The following is a 5,902-nucleotide window of genomic DNA, read 5'->3' as shown; positions in this document are numbered from 1 at the left end:
TCAATAGTCGCGTATAAAGCAAAACCCCCGGCCGGGATTACCGGTCGGGGGTTTTAGGAGAGGGTAGCTTGACGATGACCTACTTTCACAGACGTCCGTCCACTATCATCGGCGCGAAGGCGTTTCACTGTCCTGTTCGGGATGGGAAGGAGTGGTACCACCTTGCTATGGTCGTCAAGCTTTGACTGATTGGCGGGTTGTTGATCGCGGGGTTAATCGCAGAGGTCGAACAACCTGCCCAATTGGAAGAAACACAACAGTGTGGGGATGGATATCATCCCGGTAATGATTGCTGGCACGCACACTACAACCGCCAGGGTTATAGGATCAAGCCGCACGGGCAATTAGTATCGGTTAGCTTAACGCATTACTGCGCTTCCACACCCGACCTATCAACGTCCTGGTCTCGAACGGCCCTTCAGGGGGGTCAAGCCCCCGGGAGATCTTATCTTCAGACGAGTTTCCCGCTTAGATGCCTTCAGCGGTTATCTCTTCCGTACATAGCTACCCGGCAATGCCATTGGCATGACAACCGGTACACCAGCGGTACGTCCATTCCGGTCCTCTCGTACTAGGAACAGGCTCCGTCAAATCTCCAGCGCCCACGGCAGATAGGGACCAAACTGTCTCACGACGTTTTAAACCCAGCTCACGTACCTCTTTAAATGGCGAACAGCCATACCCTTGGGACCGGCTACAGCCCCAGGATGAGATGAGCCGACATCGAGGTGCCAAACACCGCCGTCGATATGAACTCTTGGGCGGTATCAGCCTGTTATCCCCAGAGTACCTTTTATCCGTTGAGCGATGGCCCTTCCATACAGAACCACCGGATCACTATGTCCTGCTTTCGCACCTGTTCGACTTGTCAGTCTCACAGTTAAGCACGCTTATGCCATTGCACTATCAGCACGATTTCCGACCGTACCTAGCGTACCTTCGAACTCCTCCGTTACCCTTTAGGAGGAGACCGCCCCAGTCAAACTGCCCACCATGCACTGTCCCCGACCCGGATAACGGGCCAAGGTTAGAACCGCAAACAAATCAGGGTGGTATTTCAAGGTTGGCTCCACCGAATCTAGCGACTCGGTTTCAACGCCTCCCACCTATCCTACACAGACCGGTTCACAGTCCAATGCAAAGCTACAGTAAAGGTTCATGGGGTCTTTCCGTCTAGCCGCGGGTAGATTGCATCATCACAAACACTTCAACTTCGCTGAGTCTCAGGAGGAGACAGTGTGGCCATCGTTACGCCATTCGTGCAGGTCGGAACTTACCCGACAAGGAATTTCGCTACCTTAGGACCGTTATAGTTACGGCCGCCGTTTACCGGGGCTTCGATCAAGAGCTTGCACCCCATCACTTAACCTTCCGGCACCGGGCAGGCGTCACACCCTATACGTCCACTTTCGTGTTTGCAGAGTGCTGTGTTTTTATTAAACAGTCGCAGCCACCGATTCTCTGCGACCCTTTCACGCTCAGCGCGCAGGCGCTTCACGCTACCAGGGCATACCTTCTCCCGAAGTTACGGTATCAATTTGCCGAGTTCCTTCTCCTGAGTTCTCTCAAGCGCCTTAGAATATTCATCCCGTCCACCTGTGTCGGTTTGCGGTACGGTCTCGTTTAACTGAAGCTTAGAGGCTTTTCCTGGAACCACTTCCAATCACTTCGCGAACAAGTTCGCTCGTGCCACACCCTTGAATTACGCACCCGGATTTGCCTAAGTGCCTTCTACGATGCAGCAACGGGGACTTCCAACACCCCGATGACATTCCGCGATCCGTCCCCCCATCGCATTAAACGACGGTGCTGGAATATTAACCAGCTTCCCATCAGCTACGCATCTCTGCCTCGCCTTAGGGGCCGACTCACCCTACGCCGATGAACGTTGCGTAGGAAACCTTGGACTTACGGCGAGAGGGCTTTTCACCCTCTTTATCGCTACTCATGTCAGCATTCGCACTTCTGATACCTCCAGCAGCCTTTACAAGCCACCTTCGCAGGCTTACAGAACGCTCCCCTACCACGCATGGATAAATCCACGCATCCGCAGCTTCGGTATATCGCTTAGCCCCGTTACATCTTCCGCGCAGGACGACTCGATCAGTGAGCTATTACGCTTTCTTTAAAAGATGGCTGCTTCTAAGCCAACTTCCTGACTGTCTATGCCTTCCCACTTCGTTTCCCACTTAGCGATATTTGGGGACCTTAGCTGGCGGTCTGGGTTGTTTCCCTCTTGAGTCCGGACGTTAGCACCCGGTGCTCTGTCTCCCGAGCTGTACTTCCAGGTATTCGGAGTTTGCAATGGTTTGGTAAGTCGCCATGACCCCCTAGCCATAACAGTGCTCTACCCCCTGGAGTAATACTCGAGGCACTACCTAAATAGTTTTCGGGGAGAACCAGCTATTTCCAGACTTGTTTAGCCTTTCACCCCTATCCACAGCTCATCCCCTAGTTTTTCAACACTAGTGGGTTCGGTCCTCCAGCACGTGTTACCGTGCCTTCAACCTGGCCATGGATAGATCGTCTGGTTTCGGGTCTACACCCAGCGACTGAACGCCCTATTCGGACTCGCTTTCGCTACGCCTCCCCTATTCGGTTAAGCTTGCCACTGAATGTAAGTCGCTGACCCATTATACAAAAGGTACGCCGTCACGGGACAAGCCCGCTCCGACTGTTTGTATGCATGCGGTTTCAGGATCTATTTCACTCCCCTTCCGGGGTTCTTTTCGCCTTTCCCTCACGGTACTGGTTCACTATCGGTCGATCACGAGTATTTAGCCTTGGAGGATGGTCCCCCCATGTTCAGACAGGATTACACGTGTCCCGCCCTACTTGTCGTACACCTAGTTCCACCTCAGAAATTTCGAATACAGGGCTATCACCTGCTATGGCCGGAGTTTCCAATCCGTTCTTCTATCACTGAAGCTAAAATGTACAGGCTCTTCCGATTTCGCTCGCCACTACTTTCGGAATCTCGGTTGATTTCTTTTCCTCGAGCTACTGAGATGTTTCAGTTCACCCGGTTCGCCTCGTTACCCTATGTATTCAGATAACGATACCGCCTAAGCGGTGGGTTTCCCCATTCGGAAATCTGCGGATCAAAGCTCGTTTGCTAGCTCCCCGCAGCTTATCGCAAGCTACTACGTCCTTCATCGCCTGTGATCGCCAAGGCATCCACCACATGCACTTAGTCGCTTGATCCTATAACCGTAGCGGCTATAGTCTCTGGTTACTCTAGCGTTTGTGCCGTTCTAGATAACATGAGAATCTAGAACTAATAATGCAATCACAACCCTGTTGCCCGACAATACTCCACTGGCTCTTAACCAGCGTGTCGAACAACAATTACTGTTGTGCTTCTTCCAAATTGTTAAAGAACGGATACAGCCAAATCAGTACTACTCTCACCGAGCCAAAGCTCAGCTTTAAGCACAGACACGCTGCGCTTAAACCTAAGTTCTGGGTCTTCCAGGAACATCCGAAGAAGTTGGTGGAGGTTGACGGGATCGAACCGACGACCCCCTGCTTGCAAAGCAGGTGCTCTCCCAGCTGAGCTAAACCCCCAACAGGCACAGCCAACCGCTGCGCACAACACTGGTGGGTCTGGTTGGATTCGAACCAACGACCCCCGCCTTATCAAGACGGTGCTCTAACCGACTGAGCTACAGACCCTTTATCTTCGGATCTGCATCCCAGGCCAAGGAACGTCAAGCTCACACTACGCTTGCCCCTTTTCCTCACCGATCCAGCTAATCTAACAGCCGATAAGAGTGGACACTTGATCTGAGCGCTTTACGCTCTGAAAGGAGGTGATCCAGCCGCACCTTCCGATACGGCTACCTTGTTACGACTTCACCCCAGTCATGAACCCTACCGTGGTAAGCGCCCTCCTTACGGTTAGGCTACCTACTTCTGGTAGAACCCACTCCCATGGTGTGACGGGCGGTGTGTACAAGACCCGGGAACGTATTCACCGCGACATGCTGATCCGCGATTACTAGCGATTCCGACTTCATGCAGTCGAGTTGCAGACTGCAATCCGGACTACGATCGGGTTTCTGGGATTGGCTCCCCCTCGCGGGTTGGCTGCCCTCTGTCCCGACCATTGTATGACGTGTGAAGCCCTACCCATAAGGGCCATGAGGACCTGACGTCATCCCCACCTTCCTCCGGTTTGTCACCGGCAGTCTCATTAGAGTGCCCTTTCGTAGCAACTAATGACAAGGGTTGCGCTCGTTGCGGGACTTAACCCAACATCTCACGACACGAGCTGACGACGGCCATGCAGCACCTGTGTTCCGGTTCTCTTTCGAGCACTCCCAAATCTCTTCGGGATTCCAGACATGTCAAGGGTAGGTAAGGTTTTTCGCGTTGCATCGAATTAATCCACATCATCCACCGCTTGTGCGGGTCCCCGTCAATTCCTTTGAGTTTTAATCTTGCGACCGTACTCCCCAGGCGGTCAACTTCACGCGTTAGCTGCGCTACCAAGTCCCGAAGAACCCAACAGCTAGTTGACATCGTTTAGGGCGTGGACTACCAGGGTATCTAATCCTGTTTGCTCCCCACGCTTTCGTGCATGAGCGTCAGTATTATCCCAGGGGGCTGCCTTCGCCATCGGTGTTCCTCCACATATCTACGCATTTCACTGCTACACGTGGAATTCCACCCCCCTCTGACATACTCTAGTTCGGGAGTTAAAAATGCAGTTCCAAGGTTGAGCCCTGGGATTTCACATCTTTCTTTCCGAACCGCCTGCGCACGCTTTACGCCCAGTAATTCCGATTAACGCTTGCACCCTACGTATTACCGCGGCTGCTGGCACGTAGTTAGCCGGTGCTTATTCTGCGGGTACCGTCAGTTACGCCAGGTATTATCCGGCGCCGTTTCTTTCCCGCCAAAAGTGCTTTACAACCCGAAGGCCTTCTTCGCACACGCGGCATGGCTGGATCAGGGTTTCCCCCATTGTCCAAAATTCCCCACTGCTGCCTCCCGTAGGAGTCTGGGCCGTGTCTCAGTCCCAGTGTGGCTGGTCGTCCTCTCAAACCAGCTACGGATCGTCGCCTTGGTAGGCCTTTACCCCACCAACTAGCTAATCCGACATCGGCTGCTCCAATAGTGAGAGGTCCGAAGATCCCCCCCTTTCCCCCGTAGGGCGTATGCGGTATTAGCCACGCTTTCGCGTAGTTATCCCCCGCTACTGGGTACATTCCGATGCGTTACTCACCCGTTCGCCACTCGCCGCCAGACCGAAGTCCGCGCTGCCGTTCGACTTGCATGTGTAAGGCATGCCGCTAGCGTTCAATCTGAGCCAGGATCAAACTCTTCAGTTCAATCTCTAGATTTTGTTCGTACTATGGGACGAATCCCATGGCACGATCGCTTGCGTACTCAAAGAAATTGCAGATAAATGATTACCTACAAACTTCTTTATATGAGCACTTGATTCATTTTGCGTTGATCGCCTTGATCGGTGTAACCCCATCAAGCCGTCTCGCACTCGAAACCAAGTGCCCACACTTATCGGCTGTTGATTTGTTAAAGAGCGGTACTGCCTACTGCTTCGCTTTCTGCCATCGCTGCGCCGTTCTTGCTAGCGCTGCGTCATCAGCAGAGAAACGAGATTATGAAGAAGTTTTTTTCGTCTGTCAAATCGTCGTTTGCGAGAGGTTTTTTTCAAAACCGGCTTCCAACTCAGCCAACCTACCGCGTTGACCTCGCCTTCCACCTCGCATCGCCGATCCGGCAACCCGCTTCATCATCTGCAGCAAAGTCCGTCAGTATAACACAAACTTTGAAGCACAGGAAGAAGCAGCTTCTTCTTTTTGACTCGCCATCCGCCGCACCCGCTCTTGCGTAATTGCTGCCGGACTGCTCATCTCACTCTTCGCCGCATCAC

Annotated in this window: 1 protein-coding gene, 2 tRNA genes and 3 rRNA genes; 1 reads left to right on the top strand and 5 read right to left on the bottom strand. The window is 52.9% G+C overall.

Annotated features, from left to right (window positions below; all coding sequences use genetic code 11):
• Nucleotides 1-66: 66 nt before the first annotated feature.
• From rrf to PIGHUM_RS13170, 5 genes are all read right to left on the bottom strand, one after another.
• Nucleotides 67-179: ribosomal RNA gene (gene rrf, locus PIGHUM_RS13190) — 5S ribosomal RNA — on the bottom strand.
• Nucleotides 180-323: 144 nt separating this feature from the next.
• A 23S ribosomal RNA gene (locus tag PIGHUM_RS13185) occupies nucleotides 324-3,204 on the bottom strand.
• Nucleotides 3,205-3,491: 287 nt separating this feature from the next.
• Nucleotides 3,492-3,567 (bottom strand) — tRNA-Ala (locus tag PIGHUM_RS13180).
• A 31-nt stretch (nucleotides 3,568-3,598) separates the two neighbouring features.
• Nucleotides 3,599-3,675, bottom strand: a tRNA-Ile gene (locus tag PIGHUM_RS13175).
• A gap of 130 nt (nucleotides 3,676-3,805) precedes the next feature.
• Nucleotides 3,806-5,336, bottom strand: a 16S ribosomal RNA gene (locus PIGHUM_RS13170).
• The 16S, 23S and 5S rRNA genes sit together here with 2 tRNA genes alongside, the layout of an rRNA operon.
• A 37-nt stretch (nucleotides 5,337-5,373) precedes the next feature.
• On the opposite strand from PIGHUM_RS13170, the gene PIGHUM_RS13165 reads away from it, so the two are divergent.
• Nucleotides 5,374-5,718, top strand: a complete 345-nt coding sequence (locus PIGHUM_RS13165) for a hypothetical protein (protein ID WP_124080070.1) — start codon at nucleotides 5,374-5,376, stop codon at nucleotides 5,716-5,718.
• The last annotated feature ends 184 nt before the right edge of the window (nucleotides 5,719-5,902 follow it).

Source organism: Pigmentiphaga humi, assembly GCF_900606115.1.
In the GTDB taxonomy this organism is placed as follows: domain Bacteria; phylum Pseudomonadota; class Gammaproteobacteria; order Burkholderiales; family Burkholderiaceae_B; genus Pigmentiphaga; species Pigmentiphaga humi.
The sequence above is the reverse complement of the archived record's forward strand: the minus strand, read 5'-3'. Positions and strand labels throughout refer to the sequence as shown.

Bases quoted from the DNA above. Each gene is read 5' to 3' on its own strand.
- PIGHUM_RS13165 (WP_124080070.1), top strand. From the start codon at position 5,374: ATGGCACGATCGCTTGCGTACTCAAAGAAATTGCAGATAAATGATTAC.